The following is a 24,294-nucleotide window of genomic DNA, read 5'->3' on the forward strand; positions in this document are numbered from 1 at the left end:
CGTTCGTCCTGAGCCAGGATCAAACTCTCCGATAAAGAGTATGAGTTTTAGCTCATAAAGTTACGTTGGCTGATGAATGAATTCATCATGTTATTGTTTGTTTGTTCACGCTTTGTTTGTTTAGTTTTCAAAGATCAATTTCTCACCGTCGCCCCGAAGCGACTTTAATAATATAACATTTATCAAATTTGATGTCAACAGTTATTTATTGATTTAATTTCATACTGCTTGGCAACAATCTGACTCTAGTGATTATACCAGCCATTTATTTATTTATCAAGCTAGTAAAAAAAATAGGAGCAGATATTGAATCTGGCTCCCAGGTTTAAAGAATTTCCTCTATAAAGATTCGCCGATTTCGGTCTAGAGGATATAATTCATCAGTTTCTATGATCCGAACAATTGGCCTTGTCGGCTGTTTCATATCAATAAAGAGGATTTCAGCTTCTCTGCCATCAGACAATCGCACCTGGCTTCCGGCAGAGAAATTAAGAATACCTGCCTGAAGCTCCTTCAGAATACTTATATCAAACTGGCCAAAGTTATCTTCAAGAATCATCTCAAGAACCTTAAAAGGCGATTGCTTGCTCCTATACAGGCGCTCTGAAGTCATAGCATGGAAAACATCAGCAACAGCAATTATTTTGGCATATTCAGGTATTTTGGCATCTGCTTCCCCGAATGGGTACCCGCTTCTATCAAGGCGCTCATGGTGCATCAGTATCGAAGCTTTTGTTTCTTTCCTAAGGACTTGGACACTTTCCACCATTCGATAACTATATATTGGATGCTTCTTTACTTCCTCATACTCATATTGGGTAAGAGAAGATTTCTTATTTATAATTCCCGGTTTAATTTTTGCCATCCCACAATCAGCAAGGCAGCCAGCCATTACCACTTGAACTATGTCACCCTTCTGGTATCCTAAACGCTGCCCGATATATCCGGAAATAATGGCTACTGCAACGGAATGGTGAAAGAGATAGTCCTCCTTTGTAGAAAAATGATAAAGGCTAAAGATCTCCGACGGATTGCTGTCCATTTTATCCAATAAAGGCAATAACAAAGCTCTTACCTTTCCGATATCTATATTCAAGCCAGACTGCCAAGATTGAAATTCCTTTTTAAAAAGGAGAACAGATTGTAGAAATAAATCATGGAAGCTATAGGTGTTAGTTTGTTTTTCAGTCTTCGGCTGCTCTTCGATTACATGTAATGGAATAAAGGGCATACCTGATATAAGAGTCTTTTCTACATCAACGTTTTGTATAAGGAATGCTTTTAATACTTCTATCCGACTATTATCCAAAACAGTTTTCTTAGGGATAATAGGACGATTTGTGTTGCAAAAAATATCCTCAGATAAAATACAGCCCTCTTGAAGTTCTTTTATACCTACGCGCACCGAAGCCACCCCGATAATTCATTAATTTCTGGAATAATTTATATTTTACCAAAAAGAGGAACACCATAGGTGCTCCTCTTAAAATTTTTTTATATTATTCGCTTTCTGACTCAGAATCTGTGTCGGGCTTACTGCTTTCGAGATCTTCAGATCCCTCTGAAACAGTTTCATCTAATTGCTGCTGTTCACTGCCTTCTATTTCATCTGATTCCTCAGAATCATCTGCCTTCTCTTCTTCTTTTTCTACCTTAGCAACAGTCGCAACAAACTCATTTTCATTTTCTCTTATGCTTATGAGTTTAACGCCAATGGTGCTTCTTCCCATTGTAGAAATGCCATCAACGCCCATACGGATGAGTACTCCTGCTGTTGTAATCAGCATGAGATCCTCTTCACCAGTTACTGCCTTCATGGATACGAGGTCTCCGTTCTTGTCCGTTACATTAGCTGTTTTGATACCTTTACCGCCACGGCCCTGGATCCGATATTCCGCAGCAGGAGTTCGTTTACCATAACCATTCTTTGTAACGATAAGAATTTCACTGTTTTCCTCCAGAACCTCCATGCCAACGACTTCATCATCACTTCCAAGGGTGATTCCTTTTACTCCGGTAGCTGTTCTTCCCATTGTACGGACATCTGTTTCAGGGAAGCGAATCAGCATTCCTTTTTTCGTTCCAATAATAATTTCTTTGCTGCCATCTGTTAGACGAACAGAAATAAGCTCATCACCTTCACGGAGATTCAGGGCAATCAAGCCATTATTTCTGATGTTAGCAAAGGATGTAAGTGGAGATCGTTTTGAAATTCCCTCTTTAGTGGTAAAGAATAGGAACCAGTTATCAACGAATTCTTCAACCGGGATAATAGCGTTGACCCATTCTCCTTTTTCAATACCAAGAAGATTAATAATTGGAATTCCTTTCGCTGTCCTATTAAATTCAGGAATTTCGTAACCCTTCGAACGGTAAACCTTACCTTTATTCGTAAAGAATAGAATTGTATCATGGGTTGATGTAGTGATTAGGTGTTCAACAAAATCATCGTCATTAGTTCCCATCCCCTGAATTCCTCGGCCTCCACGCTTCTGAGCCCTGTAGGTTGAAACAGGAAGACGTTTAACATAGCCATTATGAGTAAGGGTAATTACTACGTTTTCACGCGGGATTAAATCTTCATCTTCAATGTTTTCAAGGCCCGCAGTAACGATCTCAGTGCGGCGCTTGTCATTGAAACGCTCCTTGATTTCAGTCAGTTCTTCACGAATAATTTCAAGGACTTTCTCATCGTCAGCTAAAATTGCTTTAAGTTCAGCAATAAGATTAACCAGGCTTTGGTACTCATCTTCAATCTTTTCTCTTTCCAAACCCGTTAAACGCTGGAGACGCATATCCAGAATAGCCTGTGCCTGCTTTTCAGATAAGCTGAAGTTTGTCATTAATCCCTCGCGGGCAATTTCAGCTGTTTGCGAGCTTCTGATTAAATTGATTACTTCATCTAAGTGATCCAAAGCAATTCGCAAGCCTTCGAGAATATGTGCTCTTGCTTCTGCTTTTCTTAACTCGAACTCTGTTCTTCTGCGAATAACCACTTTTTGATGCTCAAGGTAATATACAAGACACTGCTTTATATTTAATACCTTTGGCTGCCCACCAACAAGGGCTAGAGTATTGATTCCGAATGTTGTCTGAAGTGCTGTATGTTTATACAGATTATTAAGAATCACATTGGCATTCGCATCCCTACGCACTTCCATTACAATCCGCATTCCTCTGCGGTCGGATTCATCACGCAAATCAGTTATGCCATCAATTTTCTTGTCACGTGCTAATTCCGCAATTTTTTCAATAAGGCGAGCTTTATTAACCTGATAAGGGATTTCATTAACAATAATGGTCTCTTTGCCATTCGATCTCTGCTCAATTTCCACTTTTGCTCTAATCGTAATGGAACCGCGTCCAGTCTCATATGCCTTGCGGATTCCGCTGCGCCCAAGAATTAATCCCCCAGTTGGAAAATCAGGACCTGGAATGATATCCATCAATTCTTGAACAGAAATCTCAGGATCGTGGCTGACAGCAAGAACACCATCAATTACTTCTCCAAGCTGATGAGGAGGAATATTGGTAGCCATACCTACAGCAATCCCTGTAGTGCCATTTACAAGAAGGTTCGGAAAGCGAGCTGGAAGGACTACTGGTTCTCTTTCTTCACCATCATAGTTATCCTGATAGTCAATAGTGTCTTTATTGATATCCCGGAGTAATTCCATTGATATCTTGGACATACGGGATTCTGTATAACGCATAGCGGCCGCTGAATCACCGTCGACCGAACCAAAGTTTCCGTGTCCATCAACAAGCGGATAACGATAGTTAAAATTCTGTGCCATACGGACCATTGTTTCATAAACAGCCGAGTCACCGTGGGGATGATATTTACCAATTACATCTCCAACGATACGGGCAGACTTTTTATAGGGTTTGTCCGAATGCATTCCAAGGTCATGCATAGCGTATAAAATACGGCGATGTACAGGCTTTAATCCGTCCCGGACATCCGGGAGGGCACGCGATACAATAACACTCATTGCATAATCAAGGAATGATGATCGCATTTCCTGACTAATATTAATTTCTCTTACTTGAGAATTCGGTGTTTCTGCCATTTCAGAAAGACCTCCTTTTTAGAAACTGGTGTTATGAAGCACATATAACTGCAAACAAATTTCGTCATAAAAGATAAAAGGAGGATAGCGGAAACACCTCTATCCTGCAAATATCCTTCTTTCGGGTTTTTAAATATCTAGATTTTTTACATATTGAGCATTTTCTTCAATAAAGTTTCTGCGTGGTTCAACCTTATCACCCATTAGCATTTCAAAGGTTTCATCGGCTTCAATTGCATCGTCCAGGCTAACCTGCAGCATAGTCCTTGTGTCTGGATTCATTGTTGTTTCCCATAATTGGTCAGGATTCATTTCACCAAGACCTTTATAACGCTGTATATTTGGCTTTGGCTGGCTTGGAAGCTCTGCGAATATTTGATCCAGTTCCCGGTCATTATAAGCATATTCAATACGTTTTCCCTGTTGGACTTTGTATAATGGCGGCTGTGCAATATAAATATAGCCAGCTTCAATTATTTGTCTCATATAACGATAAAAGAAAGTCAAAATCAAAGTCCGAATATGTGCTCCGTCAACGTCAGCATCCGTCATGATGACAATTTTATGATACCGAGCTTTGGAGATATCAAAATCCTCACCAATTCCGGTGCCGATTGCGGTTATCATGGCTCTAACTTCATTGTTAGATAGAATCTTATCTAGACGGGCCTTTTCAACATTGAGGATTTTACCTCTCAAAGGAAGTATGGCCTGGAAATGACGGTCACGTCCCTGTTTAGCAGATCCTCCTGCTGAATCACCCTCAACAATGTATATTTCACTAATGGCTGGGTCTTTGGAAGAACAGTCAGCAAGTTTACCAGGGAGGCTTGAAATCTCTAATGCACTTTTTCTCCGGGTAAGCTCACGTGCCTTTTTAGCTGCCAGTCTTGCCCGGGCTGCCATAAGGCCTTTTTCGACAACTTTTTTGGCCACAGTTGGATTTTCCAAAAGGAATTTCTCAAAGTGATCAGCAAAAACACTATCGGTTATTGTTCTTACTTCGGAATTTCCCAGTTTGGTTTTTGTTTGTCCTTCAAACTGTGGATCGGGGTGTTTTACTGAAACAATTGCAGTTAAACCCTCACGGACATCTTCCCCGGAAAGATTGGCATCTGCATCCTTAAAGATTCCGTTTTTTCTAGCATAGTCATTTATGGCTCTTGTTAAGGCAGTTTTAAAGCCGAACTCATGCGTTCCGCCTTCATAAGTGTGGATGTTATTGGCAAATGAATAAATATTGCCTGTATAGCCCTCATTGTACTGAAGGGCGACTTCTATGGTAATTCCATCACGCTCGCCCTCAATGTAAATAGGCTCATCATGAACAACTTCTTTTGTTCGATTTAAATGTTCAATGTAAGACTTAATCCCGCCTTCGTAATGGTACTCATTCCGCTTATTTTCCTCACGCTTATCTTCAATCGTAATCTTAAGTCCGCGGTTAAGGAATGCAAGCTCACGCAGACGGTTTGCGAGCGTCTCATATTCATATTCAAGAGTTTCAGTGAAGATCTCTGGATCTGGCTTAAAGTGGGTAGTAGTACCAGTGTGGTCAGTTTCACCAATTATTTTAAGGTCCGCAGCGGGCACTCCGCGCTCGAATTTTTGATAATAAATATGTCCATCCCTATGAACATAGACTTCCAGCACAGTAGATAGGGCGTTAACAACTGATGCACCTACACCATGCAGTCCTCCGGATACCTTATAACCTCCGCCGCCAAATTTACCTCCGGCATGGAGTACTGTCATAATAACCTCTACTGCAGGACGTCCCATTTTTTCGTGGATACCAACTGGGATTCCACGTCCATTATCTATGACAGTTATGCTGTTATCCTCTTCTATTATCACATTGATTTCATCGCAAAATCCTGCAAGGGCTTCATCTATACTATTATCGACGATTTCCCAGACTAGGTGATGGAGGCCTCTTCCGCTTGTTGAACCGATATACATTCCCGGACGCTTCCGAACCGCTTCCAATCCTTCAAGTACCTGTATCTGGTTTTCGTCATAAGCTTGTTCCTCAACTGCTTTATTCTCCATAGTCATACCGTTCACCTGCACTTTCTTGTAACTCTAAATAATCGCTGAATTTTATAATACTATTTTAAAACTCACTCATTTGAGTTGATCTTTTCTTCAACGTACCTGAAGCAAAGGGGGAAAGAAATACTTTGCCCTCTGTAATAACGATTGATTTATAGGGATTTTTGGAAAGGTTTATCAGCTCTTTTTCCCTCTGTTTTAAAAATTCTTCTACAAAGCAAGAGGAGGCTGAATCTTTATCTAAAATAGCAATAATATCTTTTGCACGGAGGGAATATTCTTCTCCAATATGGATATACATGATTCCACCTCAATTAACTTTCCGGATTGTTCCTGATTCTACCTCATAGGTAGATGCTTCCTTCAATGTTTGATGGTCAATTCCCTCCACGCTGGTGGTAGTAACAAAGGTTTGGACTTTTCCTTGTATGGTATTGAGCAAATGGGACTGCCGGTAATCATCCAATTCAGATAAAACATCATCGAGGAGCAAAATGGGGTACTCGCGAATTTCCGAATGGATCAATTCAATTTCTGCCAATTTAATTGATAGAGCAGTTGTCCTTTGTTGTCCCTGTGAACCAAATGTTTGCACATCTCGTCCGTTCACTATGAACTGCAAATCATCACGATGAGGTCCAAACATGGTCATACCGCGCTCAATCTCTCTTTTTTTGGTCTTATGAAACCTCTCTTCAAATCTTTCTATCATTTTCGACAAATCCTGGTCTTCTAATACATCAACAGAGGGATTATAATCTATTTTCAGCGTTTCCAGCTGTCTCGAAATGCCTTTATGAATTGGCAGGGCCCATTTTTCCAAAAGACGCAGGAATTCAAAACGCTTGGCAACAATTTTAACGGCAACCTGAATAAATTGCTCGGTCAAAATTTCAAGCATTGTATGGTCACTTTGTTTATTTATCTGAAGCATTTTTAAATAATGATTACGCTGCTGAAGTATTTTTTGATATTGGCTCATATCATGAAGATAAACAGGAGAAACCTGGCCAATTTCCATATCGATGAATCGCCTGCGTACCTGAGGACTTCCTTTAACAAGATTTAGATCCTCTGGAGCAAACATGACAACATTCATATTGCCTATGTACTGGCTGAGTCTTTGCTGTTCAATATGATTGCATTTTGCCTTCTTGCCTTTTTTGGAAATGATCAGCTGCATAGGCAGCGCTCCATATTGTTTTTGGACCCTGCCTTCTATTTTAGCATAATCCTGGTCCCAGCGAATAAGTTCTTTATCATTGGAGGTTCTATGTGACTTTGCCATGGCAAGAACATAGATGGATTCCATAACATTCGTTTTCCCTTGAGCATTTTCACCCAGAATGACATTAACTTTATTTTCAAATTCAAGTGAAATGTCTTCATAATTACGATAATTTTGCAGTGCTAAATGCTCAATGTACATACTTTAACTTCCTTTTGCTATCGCGTTATAGTAAAAACACCATGTCCTGGAATTTCGATCCGGTCACCTTCCCGAAGCTTTTTCCCTCTTCTTTGGTCTTGTTCTCCGTTAATAAAAACCTCATATTCACTTAAAAACCACTTAGCCATTCCGCCTGTCTGGATTACCTCTGCTACTTGAAGGAATTGCCCCAAGGTAATATATTCGGTCCCAATCTTTATTTTTGAAGGCATTTTCTCACTCATTTCCGTTATGGTCTCTAATACTTTATTTTACTAAAAAAAAATGAATTCTACAAAGAAAAGCTAAAAATAGTCTTTCGGAAAGGAAAGAAAGCCGCCAGCGTTTTTTCTGGCAGCCTCTCCATGTGTAGTTTATGCAACCTCGTTCAGTGTATCCGAAGAAAAATTGTAAGTGCCCGCTTTAAGCTGGACAGAGATTAAAAGCGAAACTTTACTAAATTAATAAGTTCTTACCGGTAAAATCAACTGGAGAATTGTTTCATCATGCACAGGCCTAATGACAAACGGCCTCATTGCCCCCGTAAAACTGATTTTTATGTCTGTTCCTTCGAGTGCTTTTAAAGCATCCATCATGTATTTAGCTGAAAATGAGATTTTCAGTTCTTCTCCCTCTGTTGCCTGACTTTGTACTTCCTCAACAACCTTTCCAATTTCCGGTGTATTTGAAGAAATTTCAAGTCCTTCATCTTCAAGAGTAGCTAGTTTGACTACATTATTTCTGCCTTCTCTTGCCAGCAGAGATGCACGATCTATTGCCTGAAGGAAGTCTTTCGCCCTTACTGTTACGTCTGTTTTGCTCTCGTTTGGAATGAGTCTTGATGTATCAGGATAATTACCTTCAAGTAATCTTGAAAAGAATAGCAGGTGTTTAGCTTTAAAAAGGATTTGGTTTTCAGTAATTACAATATCTACGTGTTCATTGCTGTCATCCACAATTTTGCTTAATTCACTTAAGCTCTTACCTGGAATAACCACATTATAGTTATCATTCATTTCTGTTTCGACTCTTGCTTTCCTTAAAGCCAGGCGATGGCTATCTGTTGCAATACAGATTAATTCCCCGTTTTCCATTTTCCAGTTTACACCTGTCAAGATAGGGCGTGTTTCTGAGGTGGACACTGCAAAACCAGTTTGTCTGATCATTGCTTTTAAAAGATCAGTTGGAATACTAAATTTATTATTTTCTTCTATTTGTGGAAGGTGAGGATATTCTTCCGCATCCAGGCCATTCAAATTAAATTCCGATTTACCAGAACGAATAACGGTTTGTAAATGATTTTGTACTTCAATTTCTACACTATCGGTTGGAAGCTTTTTAACGATTTCACTGAAAAATTTAGCCTGAAGAACGATTGCTCCCGGCAGTTTAATTTCAACAATCTCATTTCCTTCTTCCTCTTTAGGAATAAAAGATTCAATTGAAATATCAGAATCACTGCCTGTTAACGTTACTCCTTCATGATCGGCAACAATCTTAATACCTGTCAAAATAGGAATAGTTGTCCTGCTCGTTACAGCTTTCATGACATCCTGGACACTTTGAACCAGACGGTCACGCTGGATTATAAATCGCATACTCAAAATCCTCCGTTTTAGCATATTTAATCTGACGCAGTCATATAATAATATTTTTATTAAAAAAAAGTAGAAGTACTAGTAGGGCCTGTTAGTATGTGGATAACTCTTATTATCAAAGGAAACACAGCCTATCCACATGTGGACAGACTGTGTGTATATGAGGTCGAGTTATGCACAGATCGGCTAGACTTTCAACAATTCATTTAATTCCTTCATTTGCTTTTGAAGGTTAGCATCTACCTGCATCAGCTTAGAAATCTTTTCATGGGCGTGGATAACGGTAGTATGGTCACGTCCGCCAAATTCTTCTCCAATTTTAGGCAGTGAATAATCCGTTAATTCCCTTGATAAATACATGGCGATTTGCCTTGGAAAAGCAACGGATTTTGTTCTTTTCTTCGCTTTAAAATCCTCAAGCTTTATATTATAATGCTGGCCCACAGTCTTTTGGATTTCAAGAATGGTAATAATCCTAGGCTTTGAGCTAGGAATTATATCTTTTAACGCCTCTGCCGCAAGATCTGCATTTATATCTTTATTAATAAGTGAAGAGTAGGCTACTACACGAATAAGTGCACCTTCAAGTTCACGAATATTGGTATCAATTTGATTTGCAATATAAAGCATGGCTTCATTTGGTATATCCAAGCCTTCTGCTTTTGCTTTTTTTCGCAGAATCGCAATTCTTGTTTCAAGATCTGGAGGTGTAATATCAGTTATTAATCCCCATTCAAATCGCGACCTAAGGCGGTCTTCTAATGTTGGAATTTCCCTTGGCGGCCGGTCGCTGGAAATGACAATTTGCTTGCTTTCTTCATGAAGAGTATTAAAAGTATGGAAAAATTCCTCTTGTGTTGATTCTTTTCCGGCTAAAAACTGAATATCATCAATAAGCAATACATCAACATTTCTATATTTATTGCGGAATTCAATTGCTTTATTGTCTCTGATGGAGTTTATAAACTCATTAGTGAATTTTTCAGAAGACAAATAGACAACCTTTGCCTGCGGATTATGGTCAAGTACATAATGCCCAATTGCATGCATAAGGTGGGTCTTTCCGAGACCGACTCCCCCATAAATAAACAATGGGTTATAGGCCTTTGCAGGTGCTTCAGCTACTGCAAGTGAAGCTGCATGGGCAAATCGGTTGCCAGATCCTATAACAAATGTATCAAATGTGTATTTAGGATTGAGCATGCTTTGCGGAAACTCTGTCTGCTCATAATCTTTTTTGGGCTTTTTTACAGGGATCGGGAAGGTGTCATCTTCTTCATTCCTGTTTTGGGGAATGATGAATTTAACCGTTAGTTCCTCGCCGGTAATTTCATATAGAATCCCCGAAATCAATTGTGAATAGCGCTCTTCCAGCCAATCTCGGGCAAATTCATTCGGTGCCGTAATGACGAGCGAATTGCCCTGTAGAGAATGTGCTTTTGTTGATTTAAGCCAAGTATCGAAACTGGGCTTACTTATCTTTTTCTCGATATTGCTGAGAGCAGCATTCCAAAGATCCGCAATATTTTCCAATTGGTTCCCTCCTTTTCTATTTAAATTTTTAAACACCTGGGTCTTTTGGCATTCTGCTGCGCGAAAGAACGATGTCCTGTTTCGTTAAAATAAAAGGTTATACAAGCTGTACAACCCATGATTTATAAATATACGAAACGTTGTTTGTGGAAAAACATATAATAAGGAAAGATTGTGGAGTTTCGACAATATCCACCGCTTGTGGACAAGTTTCTACAAAGGGTGGGAATAACCTGTCCACAAGTTATCCACAAACTGTGGATAAAAAATAAATTGATTAAAGTTATTAAGAGTGAAAACACAAATATAATATCAAATTTTTCTAAGAGTTGCAATGCTTTTTGATAGTTTATCCACAAGCTTGACAGGATGTGCTTAAAAATTGTCCACAGGGCGCTGGTTTGTGAAAAACTTGTCAGTAAGCTATGTGGATATCAAAAAAAATGTCGATTTTTTATCCACAGGCCTCTTTTTAAAGAAAAATGGGTGTATTTTTAAAAATGGTAAATTGGATGGATAGGCATTATTGTATGCTTTGGTTTCAATTAAAATTTCCTCCTGGCTAAAAATTAAATAAGAGGAAGTTTAGCTGACCGGATCCAGCTTTGTTATGAGCGAAGTAAAGTGAAATTCTTAAAGCTGTTTAATCAATAGGTTGATTCTAGGGAATGTGGGACAGTTCTGGTAAAATGCGTTCGCATTTACTTCGTGCTGCGCTTTCTTATAAAAATGCTCTTTTCGAAAACTTTGTTGTTTATAAAAGTAAAAATAGGCGAGATCCTCGAAAATGCATTCGCATTTTCTTCGTGCGGTGCCCATTCCCGATGCAATCTCAACGTCCTGCGGGAAAAGCAAGCCAGGCGAGACCCCACAGGTCGTTAGCGACCGAGGAGGCTCGCGGATTGCCCGCGGAAAGCGAGTCTATTTTTGCTCACAGTAAATTGCAGTAATCCATTAGAAAAGAACCTATAAAAATTAGGAGTAAAAGTTAACGGATCCCTTTTTTAAAGAGCAGATTTTCTAATATTAAGATGGTGAACAGATCCGATGATTTAAAAAGTAATAATACATATCAAAAGGAAATATCGGAGGAAGAGTTGACAATTCGGGGGGTCCGTCTTTATAATAATTAAGACTGTCTTTAACAGCTATTCCTCAGGGAGGTGTCATATAATGAAAAGAACATATCAACCAAACAAACGTAAACACAGCAAAGTTCACGGTTTCCGTAGTCGTATGAGCACAGCAAACGGACGTAAAGTTCTTGCTCGCCGTCGTCTAAAAGGAAGAAAAGTATTATCAGCCTAGACCACTGAATGTCTCAGTGGTCTTTTTTTAAAAATAAATGGTTATAGTAGAATTGTCGCTCCATTTAAGACCAACTGGACTAAAGGTGAAAAAACATGAAAAAAGAATTTCGAATAAAAAAGAATCAGGAATTTCAGGATACTTTCAAAAATGGCCGATCATTTGCTAACAGGCAATTTATTGTCTATGCATTAAAGAAAGAGGGACAGCCTTATTTTCGGATTGGCCTTTCTGTCAGCAAAAAAATCGGTAATGCAGTAATGAGAAATCAGATTAAGCGGTATGTCCGTCAATCTGTTTTAGAATTAATGGATCAGATAATGCCTGAAAATGATTATGTCATCATAGCTAGAAAACCGGTCGCAGAGATGGATTTTTCTGAGGTAAAGAAAAGCCTTACTCATGTTTTAAAAGTAGGGAAAGTACTAAGGAAATAATCTGGCTATGCCGGTTTTTACATAACTTTAATAATTATTATTCAAATATATATGGATAGGAGGAATATACGGTTGAAGAAACGAATATTACTTTTGATCGGTTTGGTTTCTTTGATTCTGCTTTTAACAGGATGTTCAGAAATAAAGCAGCCGATTACCCCAGAAAGCAAAGGTTTGTGGAATGAGTACATTGTTTATCCATTATCCTGGCTGATAACTAAGGTTGCCCACCTTCTTGGGGGTCTATATGCGTTGTCGATTATTGTTGTTACTATTTTGATCCGCCTGCTTCTTTTGCCGCTTATGATTAAACAAACAAGAAATTCGAAGGCAATGCAGTCATTACAGCCAGAGATGGCCAAGCTGAAAGAAAAATACAGCTCAAAGGATCAAAAAACACAGCAAAAGCTTCAGCAGGAAACGATGGCGCTGTTTCAAAAACAAGGTGTCAATCCATTAGCAGGATGCTTTCCATTAGTAATACAGATGCCGATTCTTATCGGTTTTTATCACGCTATTTCCCGAACAAGGGCAATATCGGAGCAAAACTTTCTTTGGTTTGATCTGGGATCACCGGATCCTTACTATATTCTGCCTCTAATAGCCGGTGCTACAACATTTATACAGCAAAAAATGATGATGGCCGGCACAGAAAATCAAAATCCGCAAATGGCTATGATGCTTTGGATGATGCCAATTATGATTATTATCTTTGCAGTTAAGTTTCCGGCAGCACTTTCTTTGTACTGGGTAGTAGGAAACTTATTCATGATTGTTCAGACATATTTTATTAAAGGTCCGGACCTGAAAAAGACACCAGAAACCGGAAAAGCGGGAGGAGCAAAAAAGTGAAACAGGTAACTGCTACAGGACAAACCGTCGAAGAAGCAGTAGAATCAGCTTTAGCTCAATTAAAAACAACAAAAGACCGCACAGAAGTATCTGTAATTAATGAAGGTAAAAAAGGGATATTTGGGATTTTCGGCTCAAAGCCGGCAATTGTAAAAGTAACCATTAAAAATGACCCTGTTGAAGAAGCCAGGAATTTCTTAATGAATGTTGCTGATAAAATGGGTGCGCCTATTCAAATTGAAGTAAAACGCGATGGCAAGCATGTTCATTTTTTAATGTCAGGGGAAAAAATCGCTCTTCTAATTGGTAAACGGGGACAAACATTAAATTCACTGCAATATCTTACACAGCTTGTGATTAATCGCTTTTCAGACCAGTATTTGACAGTATTGCTTGATGCTGAGGACTATCGTCAAAGACGGAATGATACATTAACCCAATTGGCACAGCGCCTGGCAGAAAAAGCAGCCAAAACGGGCAAAGATGTTGCACTTGAGCCAATGCCTTCATATGAGAGAAAAGTTATTCATTCTGCTCTGATGGAGAACAGGCGGGTAAAAACAACTTCTGATGGAGTTGAGCCACACAGGCACATTGTCATATCTCCTGTAAGATAATCCTACTGATCCTTAAAAAGATTAATACAACACCCTGTCTCTAAGGCAGGGTGTTTTTTTGGCTAAATCCATAAATTCAGAAAAAGATATTCGACAGACAGAAAGGCTTCGTCAGATTTACTTCTCATGAGGAAAAAGCATTCCTTTTTTTGAGCTTGATAAGTGCACTAGGGCTCTGCTCTGTACCTAAAGGCTCGGGGACCTGCTGACTTTTCTTTTTAGAATGAGGAGTTCCGCTAGTTGCAACTCTATTTATTCTTTTCTCGCTTCATTGTTATTCACATGTGGATAAGTTAAAATAGAAGAAGTGAAAATACTAACCTGTGGATAATATACTAAAGCAATGTTCAAAAGTTCCTTAGATAAAGAGCGGATTATCTTTTTTAAGCGAAATTGATATGGTATTCTAGTATTTTGGGGAATTTACCTAATAAAATGTGCAGAAAAGCACTATAAATAGATCTAGATAATTTAATGTTAGAAAAGAGGTGAAAATGGTGGAATTTGATACCATTGCAGCAATATCCACTCCAATGGGAGAAGGGGCAATTGCAATTGTTCGCCTGAGCGGGGATGACGCAATAAAAATTGCAGATAAGATTTTTGAAGGTATAGGTGGTAAAAAGCTGCTAAAAGTGCCTTCCCATACGATTCATTATGGATATCTTTTTGATCCGAAGGATGGCAGTAAGGTTGAAGAGGTAATGGTTACGGTTATGAAGGGTCCGAAGACCTTTACGAAGGAAGATGTAGTCGAAATAAACTGTCACGGCGGATTAGTTTCCGTCAATCGAGTGCTCCAGCTTATTTTGAAAAATGGGGCAAGGCTTGCGGAACCTGGAGAATTTACAAAACGTGCATTTTTAAATGGACGGATTGATTTATCGCAGGCTGAGGCAGTTATGGATTTAATCAGGGCCAAAACTGACAGAGCAATGAACGTAGCACTTGGGCAAATGGAAGGGCGCTTATCAAGGCTAATCCGAAAGCTTAGACAGGAAATCCTTGAAACCCTTGCACATGTAGAGGTAAACATTGACTACCCTGAATATGAAGATGTAGAAGAAATGACACATAAAATGCTGCTTGAAAAAGCATCACTTGTTCAAACTGAAATAAAGAATCTCTTGCAAACATCGCAGCAGGGTAAAATTTTGCGTGAAGGATTATCAACTGTTATTGTTGGACGGCCAAATGTCGGTAAATCCTCGCTTTTAAATAGCATGGTTCATGAAAATAAGGCTATTGTGACTGATATTCCAGGTACAACGAGAGATGTTATCGAGGAATATGTAAATGTAAGAGGAGTTCCGTTAAGGCTGGTGGATACAGCCGGAATTCGGGAGACCGAGGATATCGTTGAAAGAATTGGTGTAGAAAAATCACGCCAGGTTTTAAAGGAAGCAGACTTGATTCTGCTTGTGTTAAATTACTCTGATTCTTTAACTGAAGAGGATGAAAACATTTTCCGTGCAGTTGAAGGGCTTGATGTTATTGTCATTGTAAATAAAACGGATCTTCCGGCTAAAATAGATATGGACCGGGTAAAAGAATTGGCAAAAGAACATAAGATTGTTTCTACTTCTCTGCTTGAAGATCGCGGTGTAGATGAGTTGGAAGAGGCTATTTCTTCACTGTTTTTTGAAGGCACAATTGAAAGCGGCGATTTGACATATGTTTCAAATGCACGCCATATCGCCCTTCTGAACCAGGCTCTCGGAACCATTGAAGAGGTTATCGAAGGAGTGGAAATTGGAACTCCAATTGATATAGTACAAATTGACTTAACGAGAACATGGGAATTGCTAGGCGAAATCGTTGGAGAAAGTGTTCACGAAAGCTTAATTGACCAATTATTTTCTCAGTTTTGCCTAGGAAAATAAAAAGGTGAAAGTGCCCATTTAGCGAAGCATTTTTATAGCTAATTATTATTTCTTTAAAAGGAGGCAGCAAAATGCCATACGAAGCAGGAGATTATGACGTAATTGTCATTGGTGCAGGCCATGCAGGCTGTGAAGCTGGACTGGCTGCTGCCCGGCTTGGTGCCAAAACGGTTATGATTACTATTAACCTTGATATGATTGCATTTATGCCATGTAATCCGTCTGTCGGGGGACCTGCCAAAGGGATTGTAGTCCGTGAAATTGACGCTCTTGGCGGGGAAATGGGAAGAAATATAGATAAAACTTATATCCAAATGAGAATGCTCAATACTGGTAAAGGTCCTGCAGTTAGGGCATTGAGAGCACAGGCTGATAAATTTGCCTATCAGAATGAAATGAAAAAGACAATTGAAAATGCTCCTAACCTGACTCTTGTACAGGGCATGGTCGAGCGGCTGATTGTCGAAGATGAAGTCTGCAAAGGGGTTATTACAAAAACTGGAGCAGTATATCGTGCCAAAACGGTTGTTATTACTACTGGAACTTACCTGCGTGGAGAAGTTATACTTGGAGAATTAAAATATTCAAGTGGTCCTAACAACCAGCAGCCATCTATAAAATTGTCCGATCATCTTGAAGAGCTTGGCTTTGACCTTGTCCGTTTCAAAACAGGAACACCTCCAAGAGTTAACAGTCAGACAATTGATTACAGTAAAACGGAAATCCAGCCAGGGGATGAAACACCAAGGGCTTTTTCCTACGAAACTACAAAATTTATAACAGACCAGCTTCCCTGCTGGCTGACTTATACAAATGAAACAACTCATCAGCTAATCGACCAAAACTTACACAGATCCCCTATGTATTCAGGGATGATTAAAGGTACCGGTCCACGGTACTGCCCTTCTATTGAAGATAAAGTGGTCCGTTTCAATGATAAGCCACGCCATCAAATTTTTCTTGAGCCTGAAGGCAGAAACACCCAGGAAGTTTATGTTCAAGGGTTGTCAACAAGTCTTCCAGAGGATGTCCAGCAGCAGATCTTAAAGACCATTCCCGGCCTTGAAAATGTTCAGATGATGAGATCTGGCTACGCTATTGAATATGATGCGATTGTACCGACACAATTATGGCCCACACTTGAAACTAAAAAGGTTAAAAATCTTTACACTGCTGGCCAAATTAATGGTACTTCAGGTTATGAGGAAGCAGCTGGACAGGGAATCATGGCCGGAATCAATGCAGGACTAAGGGCTTTGGATAAACCGGAACTCGTTTTGAGCCGCTCGGATGCCTATATTGGTGTTTTAATTGATGACCTTGTAACAAAAGGAACTAATGAACCCTACCGGCTTCTGACTTCCAGGGCGGAGTACCGCTTGCTTCTTCGCCATGATAATGCTGATTTAAGGCTTACTGAAATAGGCCATAAAATCGGTTTAATATCAGAAGGAAGATTCGAAAGGTATTCTGTTAAAAAAGATCAGATTGAAGCGGATAAGAAAAGACTTTATTCTATCATTCTGAAACCTTCTGAAGAGGTTCAGAGCCTCATTCGAAGCATTGGCGGCAGCGAGCTGAAGGACGGAATCCGTGCCTCCGATTTACTGAAGCGGCCTGAGATGAACTATGAACTTCTTGAGAAGCTTGCGCCCAATGAATTAAATCTCGATGATGAAGTGAAGGAACAGGTTGAAATTCAAGTCAAGTATGAAGGATATATTGAAAAATCACTTCAACAGGTTGACCGACTGAAGAAAATGGAAAGCAAAAAGATTCCTGAAAACATTGATTATGATGCTATAACAGGACTTGCAACGGAAGCAAGGCAAAAACTAAAGCAAATTAAACCTTTATCTATTGCTCAGGCTTCAAGAATTTCAGGTGTTAATCCTGCTGATGTCTCCATTCTTCTTGTTTACTTGGAACAAGGACGAATTGCCCGCGTTTCCAATGAATAAATAAAGCCCGATTTTAATATAGAGCGAGGAAGAGTTGCAGATGAATAAAGAACAGTTTAAAGCTATGCTCGCTGATAGAGGAATCTTGTTATCGGACAAGCAAATGGAACAATTTGATACTTACTATAAGGTCTTGGTGGAATGGAATGAAAAGATGAACTTAACTGCCATTACTGATGAGGAAGAAGTTTATTTAAAGCATTTTTATGATTCCATTACAGCTGCATTTTATTTTGATTTTACAAAACCTATCCGGCTTTGTGATGTCGGGGCCGGAGCAGGGTTTCCTAGTATTCCTTTAAAAATTGTCTTCCCTGAACTGGATGTAACTATTGTTGACTCATTGAATAAACGAATCAACTTTTTAAATCATCTTTCAAATGTGCTGGGATTGTCCAATGTTCATTTTATTCACGATAGGGCAGAAACATTTGGAGTTCGAAGCGAATACCGTGAATCATTTGATGTCGTTACCGCCCGGGCGGTGGCTAGACTTTCAGTATTAAGTGAACTTTGTTTGCCACTGGTAAGGAAGGAAGGTTACTTTCTGGCTCTTAAAGCAGCTAGTGCCCAGGACGAGATTACCTCTGGCCAAAAAGCATTATCTATATTAGGCGGCAAAATTGAAAATATTTTCACCTTTACCTTGCCTGTTGAGGAAAGCGAACGAAATATTCTTATTATCAGTAAAGAAAAAGCAACACCGAAAAAGTATCCAAGGAAGCCAGGAACGCCTAATAAAATGCCAATTGAATAGGACAGTTTGCTGAAAAACTTGGTGAAACGACAGCAATTGCAGATGAAATTATAGTGTGCAGCAGGAACTTGTCAATTTAACAGAGAATTAGTAATAGGGAGTTTCGAAAAGGTGGTGCTGGGGATGAAGCATTCGATTTCGCGCTTTTTTGGCCTGAGCGATAAGGGAAACCAGTTGGGAATGGATCAGGAATTGGAGAACGAAAAAATAATTGAGTCGGAAGAAATAATTGAGTCGGAAGAAATAAGAAAGCTGCCGATAGATCAAATTGTTCCAAACCGATTTCAGCCTCGAACGGTATTTGATGAGGATAAAATAGAGGAATTATCAAGAACAATCCATATTCACGGCATCATTCAGCCAATTGTTGTCCGTGAATATGAAGAAGAAAGATATGAAATTATAGCTGGAGAACGCCGCTGGCGGGCTATGAAAAAGCTTGGCTGGGCAGAAGTTCCTGCCATAATAAAAAATATGAGCGATTCTGAAACGGCCTCCGTTGCATTAATAGAAAATCTTCAGCGGGAGGAATTGTCACCTATAGAGGAGGCAATGGCCTATGGAAAGCTCCTGGAAATACACAGTTTAACGCAAGAGGCTTTAGCACAGCGTCTGGGAAAAGGGCAGTCCACCGTTGCTAATAAACTTCGCCTTTTGAAGTTGCCTCGAGAGGTACAGGATGCATTACTGAATAAGCTTGTCAGTGAACGGCATGCCCGCTCCCTTATTCCTCTGAAGGATCCTCAAAAGCAGGTGAAGCTGCTTGAGGAAATCATTGAAAAGAATCTAAATGTTAAGCAAACGGAAGAACGTGTGGTTAAGCTCCTTGAAGAAAAAACAGGGAAACCCAAACCGAAAAGAAAAGCATTCAGTAAGGATATGAGGATCGCTGTCAATACAATCCGTCAGTCCTTATCAATGGTTTCAGACAGTGGGATAAATCTAGACGCTGAAGAAAAGGAATTTGAAGAATTTTATCAATTCACTATTAAAATACCTAAAAAGAAATAGTAATCTCCTAAACCGAACGGAACGAATGTTCGGTTTTTTCTTTTATTCACTTTTAAGTGACTTGAATATTTTTAGAAAAAAACCTACAATATATCGTTTTCATGATAAAATAGATTTCGTGGCTGTTTATTTAAACTCCATGAATTTTTAAAGGGGTAGGTGACATCGTGGGCAAAATTATTGCAATCGCGAATCAAAAAGGGGGAGTCGGAAAAACGACTACTTCAGTCAACCTGGGCGCCTGCTTAGCATACATAGGAAAAAAAGTTCTGATGGTAGACATTGACCCGCAGGGCAATGCGACCAGTGGAATTGGAATTGACAAAGCTGATGTTGATCAGTGCATATATGATGTATTAGTAGATGATGTGGAGGCAAAGGATGTTATTAAACCTACAGCCGTAGAGAACCTCTTTGCCATTCCAGCTACAATTCAACTAGCAGGAGCAGAGATCGAATTGGTTCCTACTATTTCCCGTGAAGTTCGTCTAAAGAGGGCTCTAGAGGAAGTAAAGGGAGATTATGATTATGTTATAATCGACTGCCCTCCTTCATTAGGCCTGCTAACTATTAATGCGCTGACTGCTTCTGATGCTGTTTTAATTCCCGTTCAATGTGAATATTATGCTTTGGAAGGCTTAAGCCAGCTATTAAATACAGTACGATTAGTTCAAAAACATTTGAACCAGGACTTAAAGATTGAAGGAGTACTTTTAACAATGCTTGATGCCCGGACAAATCTCGGCATTCAGGTAATTGAGGAAGTAAAAAAGTATTTTCAGGATAAAGTCTATAAAACCATTATTCCAAGAAACGTCAGGCTAAGTGAGGCTCCGAGCCATGGAGAACCGATTATTATTTATGATCCGAAGTCTCGAGGTGCTGAAGTTTATTTAGATTTGGCAAAGGAAGTGGTTTCAAATGGCTAAGGGAGGATTAGGAAAAGGCCTTAATGCTATTTTCCAAGAAGCAGGCAAGGAAGAAAAAATCCAGGATATTAAAATTAATCAGCTTCGTCCCAATCCATATCAGCCACGTAAGGTTTTTGAACAGGATGCAATTAATGAACTCAAGGAATCTATTTTACAGCACGGAATTTTACAGCCTCTTGTAGTCCGTAAAAGTATCAAAGGCTATGAAATTGTAGTTGGTGAAAGACGATTTAGGGCAGCAAAAGAAGCTAAGCTTGAATCTGTTCCTGCTGTTGTCAGAGAACTTTCCGAACAGCAAATGATGGAACTCGCGGTTCTTGAAAACCTTCAGCGGGAAGACTTAAACCCAATCGAGGAAGGTATTGCCTACCAAACATTAATGGAAAAGCTAAAGCTGACTCAGGAAGAGGTTGCAAAACGCCTTGGTAAGAGCCGGCCTCATGTTGCTAATCATATTCGTCTCCTTTCACTTCCTCCAAAGGTTCAGGAATTAATATCTGGCGGTAAAATCTCAATGGGCCATGGACGCGCGCTTCTAGGTCTTCGCCAAAAGGCAAAGATTCCTGCAATTGTTGAGAAAATAATCAATGAAAACCTTAATGTACGCCAGCTGGAAAAATTAATTCAGAATATAAATGAAAATGTTTCACGTGAAACACAAAAGCCGGAAAAGAAAAAGGATATCTTTATTCAGCAGCGTGAAAACTCATTAAGGGAGAAGTTTGGAACAACAGTTAATATAAAAGCGTCAAAAAATAAAGGGAAAATAGAAATTGAATTCTTTTCAGAAGATGATCTTGAGAGGATATTACAGCTATTGGACCAGGGTGACCTATAAACCATCATTTGATGGTTTATTTTTTGCACTTTATCTAATACTTCTCTCCCTTTGCTCTTCCATATGCTAGTATAATATGATAGTTTGTACTTAATACATTTCGTAATACGAAGAATAGGTGGATAAAATGTTTTTACTGGGTACGTTGGTTAATGGAGCTTTAATTATTATTGGTACACTTCTTGGGAAAATACTTAATCGTATACCGGAGAGTATGAAGGTAACGGTAATGTATGCTATTGGGCTTGCTGTCATGGTTTTAGGCTTACAAATGGGATTAAAGAGTGAAAACTTTCTGATCGTAATTCTCAGTCTGGTTATAGGTGCTGTACTGGGAGAAGTATGGGCGCTGGAGGACAAGTTGAATAAACTCGGAATGTGGCTTGAACGAAAGCTGGGTCCCTCCACGGGTAAAGGGAGTATAGCAGAAGGTTTTGTAACAGCCACCCTTATTTTCGTAATAGGTGCAATGGCAATAATCGGTGCTCTTGATAGTGGAATAAGAGGCGACCATGATGTTCTTTATACCAAGTCTATTATTGATGGATTCACTTCCATTATTTTAACAACAACTCTTGGGATAGGCGTACTTTTTTCAGCAGTTCCTGTTATGCTTTATGAAGGGTTAATTGCACTTTTTGCTACTCAAATTGATACCATTGTTCCCAAGGCATTGATGGACCAGTTCATTACAGAAATGACGGCTACCGGAGGAGTCATGATCTTTGCTATTGGACTCAACCTTACGGGGATGACTAAAATAAAAGTAGCTAACTTTTTACCTGGGATTTTGGTAACGGGCCTAATTGTTTCGGTCATTTATCAATATCATCACTTTTTCTAAAATGTTATGAAAACGTAATAAGAAATTAAAATAATATTAGTATAATAAAAAACAGGATTGGACCTCGGCTCCTTCCTGTTTTTTTGTTTAAATTGTAATATGATGGAAATTTAATTTGTTTGTTCTTGTTCTCTGTTCCAATTAATTTCTGGCAAATTAACTTTTCTGGGAGAATGCTGGCTTGCAGTATAAATACCATTGGCAATTGTTTTAGCCATTTTTAAGACTAAACTTAAACGGGTATTTTGGAGCACAAAGAACTCCATAAAGCCACTAACATTCACAATTCCGGTTATATGCATGTCTCCAACTTCAGGAAGGTCCTTGTTTACGCCGGCACCAGGTTTGACGGGTCCCTCGCCCAGCTGAATAAAGCCAACACTCTTAAAGCGGCCAAGACAGGCATCTATACCGATTATAAAGGGGTGGAAATGCTTCTCTTTTATTTCTTTTAACTTTTCTGCAAGATTAACAGCATGGATTGGATCCTCAAGAGTCCCATATACATAAAAAGATTTTGGGTTTTTTTCCTCCAGCAGAGTTCCGACTAGCGGACCTAATGAATCTCCGGTAGAACGGTCAGTGCCTATACACACAATCACGATTGGACGGCTTGTAAGAGCAGGCAAATGAGAAATTAGCTCCGTAGCAAGCCTTTCAGCTGCCTGGTGATCATCATGAAGAATCCTTGCGCTGGCCCTCCTGTCAAAAAAGGTTTGTTTTAGATTCATCAAGTCCACTCCTTATTTTTAGTAGTAACAGTATACGGAAAATTAATGTAATGTATACATACCTGTATTACAATTTAACTAAACCAGTGCAAAAAGAAGGATGGCATTTAAAGTGAGGATGAAAAGTACCATTACTCTAGAAAAAAACAAGATTAATATGGAGCGAATTTTACATATCCAGCAATAAAATTGATAAAATAGACTTGCCCATATAAAGTAAGATAAAGAAACAGCAAAGAAGGTGGAAAAATGAATTCTATTTCAACTGATATTCATACGGCCTCCAAAACATTCCTAAATGAAGGAATGTGGATTGCTATTGGCCAGGGATTTATTAAAATTATAGCCATTATTTTTATTTCGGGGATCATTATCCGAATTGGCAGGCTTGCCATACACAATACATTTAAATTAAGAAATAAGTCTCCGCTAAGGGTGTCGGAAAGAAGGGAAGCTACCCTTGAAAAGCTCCTTGATAATGTTCTATCATATGTAGTTTATTTCATTGCTTTTATGATGATTCTATCGACTCTTACAATTGATGTAAAAGCACTTCTGGCAGGTGCTGGAATTGTTGGCTTGGCCATAGGTTTTGGAGCACAGAATCTTGTCAAGGATATAATATCCGGCTTTTTCATTATTTTTGAGGACCAATTTTCAGTGGGTGACCATATAAAGGTGGGTCAGTTCGAAGGTAATGTGGAAGCAATTGGCTTGCGTACTACTAAAATAAAGAATTGGACTGGGGAACTCCATATTCTTCCGAATGGCAGCATCTCTCAGGTTACCAATTTTTCATTAAATAATAGTGTGGCTGTAGTAGATGTAGGAATAGCCTACGAAGAAGATATTGAAAAAGCTGAAAAGGTTCTTTCAGAGCTTCTTGAAAAGCTGCCGGAGCAATATGAACAATTAATCAAAGCTCCTGAATTACTTGGAGTACAAAATCTGGGACCATCAGAAATTGTACTAAGAATAGTAGCTGAAACTTTGCCAATGCAGCACTTTTATATTGCGAGAATGATCCGCAAAGAGATTAAGATGGCACTGGATCAAAATGGAATTGAAATTCCGTTCCCAAGGCTTGTTATGTATTCAAGGCAGGATGAGGGAAAGGAACCGGGAAGAGAATAACAAAGTTTTTACAACCATCTTTACCATTGATTGCAGGGGGGAAATGAAATGGAACAAAAAGAATTTTTTCTAAATGATGTGGTTGAGATGAAAAAGCCCCATCCATGCGGAGCAAACCGCTGGAAGGTAATTCGCCTGGGTGCCGATATCCGTATTAAATGTGAAGGCTGCGGTCATAGCGTGATGATTCCACGAAGGGAATTTACAAGAAAAGTAAAAAAAATACTTGAACGGCACGAAGCAGAATAAACTTCGTGCTTTTTTTTTATCTTATTCTGTATTAATCTTATAAAGAAACTTA

General features: G+C 39.1%; 22 protein-coding genes. 13 read left to right on the forward strand and 9 right to left on the reverse strand.

Features of this window, described 5'->3' with window-relative positions; all coding sequences use genetic code 11:
• Positions 1-325 precede the first annotated feature (325 nt).
• The 8 genes from AC3WR0_RS23340 to dnaA form a co-directional block, all read right to left on the reverse strand.
• Positions 326-1,405: an HD-GYP domain-containing protein gene (locus tag AC3WR0_RS23340; protein ID WP_492554518.1), complete on the reverse strand. Its 1,080-nt coding sequence runs from the start codon at positions 1,403-1,405 to the stop codon at positions 326-328.
• Between the two features lie 94 nt (positions 1,406-1,499).
• Entirely contained in the window at positions 1,500-4,073 is a 2,574-nt protein-coding gene (gene gyrA, locus AC3WR0_RS23345) for a DNA gyrase subunit A (protein WP_492554519.1), read from the reverse strand.
• Between the two features lie 129 nt (positions 4,074-4,202).
• Entirely contained in the window at positions 4,203-6,125 is a 1,923-nt protein-coding gene (gyrB, locus tag AC3WR0_RS23350) for a DNA topoisomerase (ATP-hydrolyzing) subunit B (RefSeq protein WP_027320418.1), read from the reverse strand.
• Between the two features lie 64 nt (positions 6,126-6,189).
• The gene (gene remB / locus AC3WR0_RS23355; protein WP_027320417.1) at positions 6,190-6,429 is read right to left on the reverse strand and encodes an extracellular matrix regulator RemB; all 240 of its coding nucleotides are present in this window, start codon (positions 6,427-6,429) and stop codon (positions 6,190-6,192) included.
• A gap of 9 nt (positions 6,430-6,438) precedes the next feature.
• The gene (gene recF, locus AC3WR0_RS23360; protein WP_492554520.1) at positions 6,439-7,557 is read right to left on the reverse strand and encodes a DNA replication/repair protein RecF; all 1,119 of its coding nucleotides are present in this window, start codon (positions 7,555-7,557) and stop codon (positions 6,439-6,441) included.
• A 17-nt stretch (positions 7,558-7,574) separates the two neighbouring features.
• Entirely contained in the window at positions 7,575-7,790 is a 216-nt protein-coding gene (gene yaaA / locus AC3WR0_RS23365) for a S4 domain-containing protein YaaA (protein WP_492554521.1), read from the reverse strand.
• A 228-nt stretch (positions 7,791-8,018) separates the two neighbouring features.
• On the reverse strand, positions 8,019-9,155 hold the full coding sequence (dnaN, locus tag AC3WR0_RS23370; protein ID WP_492554522.1) for a DNA polymerase III subunit beta: 1,137 nt from the start codon (positions 9,153-9,155) through the stop codon (positions 8,019-8,021).
• Between the two features lie 186 nt (positions 9,156-9,341).
• Positions 9,342-10,688, reverse strand: coding sequence for a chromosomal replication initiator protein DnaA (gene dnaA / locus AC3WR0_RS23375; protein WP_027320413.1), 1,347 nt, complete (start codon positions 10,686-10,688; stop codon positions 9,342-9,344).
• Between the two features lie 1,173 nt (positions 10,689-11,861).
• Here dnaA and rpmH point away from each other — a divergent pair.
• The 11 genes from rpmH (at position 11,862) to AC3WR0_RS23430 (ending at position 22,128) form a co-directional block, all read left to right on the forward strand.
• On the forward strand, positions 11,862-11,996 hold the full coding sequence (gene rpmH, locus AC3WR0_RS23380) for a 50S ribosomal protein L34 (protein ID WP_081679967.1): 135 nt from the start codon (positions 11,862-11,864) through the stop codon (positions 11,994-11,996).
• A 95-nt stretch (positions 11,997-12,091) separates the two neighbouring features.
• Positions 12,092-12,433, forward strand: coding sequence for a ribonuclease P protein component (gene rnpA / locus AC3WR0_RS23385; protein ID WP_492554523.1), 342 nt, complete (start codon positions 12,092-12,094; stop codon positions 12,431-12,433).
• A 66-nt stretch (positions 12,434-12,499) separates the two neighbouring features.
• The gene (gene spoIIIJ / locus AC3WR0_RS23390) at positions 12,500-13,285 is read left to right on the forward strand and encodes a YidC family membrane integrase SpoIIIJ (protein WP_492554539.1); all 786 of its coding nucleotides are present in this window, start codon (positions 12,500-12,502) and stop codon (positions 13,283-13,285) included.
• Complete coding sequence (jag, locus tag AC3WR0_RS23395; RefSeq protein ID WP_492554524.1) at positions 13,282-13,902, forward strand: RNA-binding cell elongation regulator Jag/EloR; 621 nt, start codon at positions 13,282-13,284, stop codon at positions 13,900-13,902. The genes spoIIIJ and jag overlap by 4 nt, the downstream gene beginning before the upstream one ends.
• A 497-nt stretch (positions 13,903-14,399) precedes the next feature.
• On the forward strand, positions 14,400-15,785 hold the full coding sequence (mnmE, locus tag AC3WR0_RS23400; RefSeq protein WP_492554540.1) for a tRNA uridine-5-carboxymethylaminomethyl(34) synthesis GTPase MnmE: 1,386 nt from the start codon (positions 14,400-14,402) through the stop codon (positions 15,783-15,785).
• 71 nt (positions 15,786-15,856) lie between these two features.
• Complete coding sequence (gene mnmG / locus AC3WR0_RS23405; RefSeq protein WP_492554525.1) at positions 15,857-17,746, forward strand: tRNA uridine-5-carboxymethylaminomethyl(34) synthesis enzyme MnmG; 1,890 nt, start codon at positions 15,857-15,859, stop codon at positions 17,744-17,746.
• Between the two features lie 40 nt (positions 17,747-17,786).
• Positions 17,787-18,503, forward strand: coding sequence for a 16S rRNA (guanine(527)-N(7))-methyltransferase RsmG (rsmG, locus tag AC3WR0_RS23410; RefSeq protein WP_492554526.1), 717 nt, complete (start codon positions 17,787-17,789; stop codon positions 18,501-18,503).
• Between the two features lie 123 nt (positions 18,504-18,626).
• Positions 18,627-19,514, forward strand: coding sequence for a nucleoid occlusion protein (gene noc / locus AC3WR0_RS23415; RefSeq protein ID WP_492554527.1), 888 nt, complete (start codon positions 18,627-18,629; stop codon positions 19,512-19,514).
• Positions 19,515-19,681: 167 nt separating this feature from the next.
• Positions 19,682-20,443, forward strand: coding sequence for an AAA family ATPase (locus tag AC3WR0_RS23420; RefSeq protein WP_027320404.1), 762 nt, complete (start codon positions 19,682-19,684; stop codon positions 20,441-20,443).
• Positions 20,436-21,284, forward strand: coding sequence for a ParB/RepB/Spo0J family partition protein (locus AC3WR0_RS23425; protein ID WP_027320403.1), 849 nt, complete (start codon positions 20,436-20,438; stop codon positions 21,282-21,284). Before AC3WR0_RS23420 ends, AC3WR0_RS23425 begins: the two co-directional genes overlap by 8 nt.
• Before the next feature lie 127 nt (positions 21,285-21,411).
• On the forward strand, positions 21,412-22,128 hold the full coding sequence (locus AC3WR0_RS23430) for a DUF554 domain-containing protein (protein WP_492554528.1): 717 nt from the start codon (positions 21,412-21,414) through the stop codon (positions 22,126-22,128).
• Positions 22,129-22,238: 110 nt separating this feature from the next.
• On the opposite strand, the gene yyaC is transcribed toward AC3WR0_RS23430, so the two are convergent.
• Positions 22,239-22,859: a spore protease YyaC gene (gene yyaC, locus AC3WR0_RS23435; RefSeq protein ID WP_492554529.1), complete on the reverse strand. Its 621-nt coding sequence runs from the start codon at positions 22,857-22,859 to the stop codon at positions 22,239-22,241.
• 249 nt (positions 22,860-23,108) lie between these two features.
• Between yyaC and AC3WR0_RS23440 the strand changes: the two genes are divergently transcribed.
• Together AC3WR0_RS23440 and AC3WR0_RS23445 are read left to right on the forward strand one after the other, a co-directional pair.
• Complete coding sequence (locus AC3WR0_RS23440) at positions 23,109-23,993, forward strand: mechanosensitive ion channel family protein (RefSeq protein WP_492554530.1); 885 nt, start codon at positions 23,109-23,111, stop codon at positions 23,991-23,993.
• A 48-nt stretch (positions 23,994-24,041) separates the two neighbouring features.
• Positions 24,042-24,242 (forward strand): DUF951 domain-containing protein, encoded by a 201-nt coding sequence (locus AC3WR0_RS23445; RefSeq protein ID WP_027320399.1) that lies wholly within the window; start codon positions 24,042-24,044, stop codon positions 24,240-24,242.
• Positions 24,243-24,294 lie beyond the last annotated feature (52 nt).

The organism is Neobacillus sp. FW104-15D2, assembly GCF_058790155.1.

What these genes read in the sequence shown, in the direction of transcription:
- mnmG (WP_492554525.1), top strand. Translation starts at nt 15,857, where the DNA reads ATGCCATACGAAGCAGGAGATTATGACGTAATTGTCATTGGTGCAGGC.
- dnaN (WP_492554522.1), bottom strand. Translation starts at nt 9,155, where the DNA reads ATGCGATTTATAATCCAGCGTGACCGTCTGGTTCAAAGTGTCCAGGAT.
- gyrB (WP_027320418.1), bottom strand. Translation starts at nt 6,125, where the DNA reads ATGGAGAATAAAGCAGTTGAGGAACAAGCTTATGACGAAAACCAGATA.
- gyrA (WP_492554519.1), bottom strand. Translation starts at nt 4,073, where the DNA reads ATGGCAGAAACACCGAATTCTCAAGTAAGAGAAATTAATATTAGTCAG.
- remB (WP_027320417.1), bottom strand. Translation starts at nt 6,429, where the DNA reads ATGTATATCCATATTGGAGAAGAATATTCCCTCCGTGCAAAAGATATT.
- noc (WP_492554527.1), top strand. Translation starts at nt 18,627, where the DNA reads ATGAAGCATTCGATTTCGCGCTTTTTTGGCCTGAGCGATAAGGGAAAC.
- rnpA (WP_492554523.1), top strand. Translation starts at nt 12,092, where the DNA reads ATGAAAAAAGAATTTCGAATAAAAAAGAATCAGGAATTTCAGGATACT.
- yyaC (WP_492554529.1), bottom strand. Translation starts at nt 22,859, where the DNA reads ATGAATCTAAAACAAACCTTTTTTGACAGGAGGGCCAGCGCAAGGATT.
- yaaA (WP_492554521.1), bottom strand. Translation starts at nt 7,790, where the DNA reads ATGCCTTCAAAAATAAAGATTGGGACCGAATATATTACCTTGGGGCAA.
- AC3WR0_RS23445 (WP_027320399.1), top strand. Translation starts at nt 24,042, where the DNA reads ATGGAACAAAAAGAATTTTTTCTAAATGATGTGGTTGAGATGAAAAAG.
- rpmH (WP_081679967.1), top strand. Translation starts at nt 11,862, where the DNA reads ATGAAAAGAACATATCAACCAAACAAACGTAAACACAGCAAAGTTCAC.
- AC3WR0_RS23430 (WP_492554528.1), top strand. Translation starts at nt 21,412, where the DNA reads ATGTTTTTACTGGGTACGTTGGTTAATGGAGCTTTAATTATTATTGGT.
- rsmG (WP_492554526.1), top strand. Translation starts at nt 17,787, where the DNA reads ATGAATAAAGAACAGTTTAAAGCTATGCTCGCTGATAGAGGAATCTTG.
- AC3WR0_RS23425 (WP_027320403.1), top strand. Translation starts at nt 20,436, where the DNA reads ATGGCTAAGGGAGGATTAGGAAAAGGCCTTAATGCTATTTTCCAAGAA.
- recF (WP_492554520.1), bottom strand. Translation starts at nt 7,557, where the DNA reads ATGTACATTGAGCATTTAGCACTGCAAAATTATCGTAATTATGAAGAC.
- AC3WR0_RS23440 (WP_492554530.1), top strand. Translation starts at nt 23,109, where the DNA reads ATGAATTCTATTTCAACTGATATTCATACGGCCTCCAAAACATTCCTA.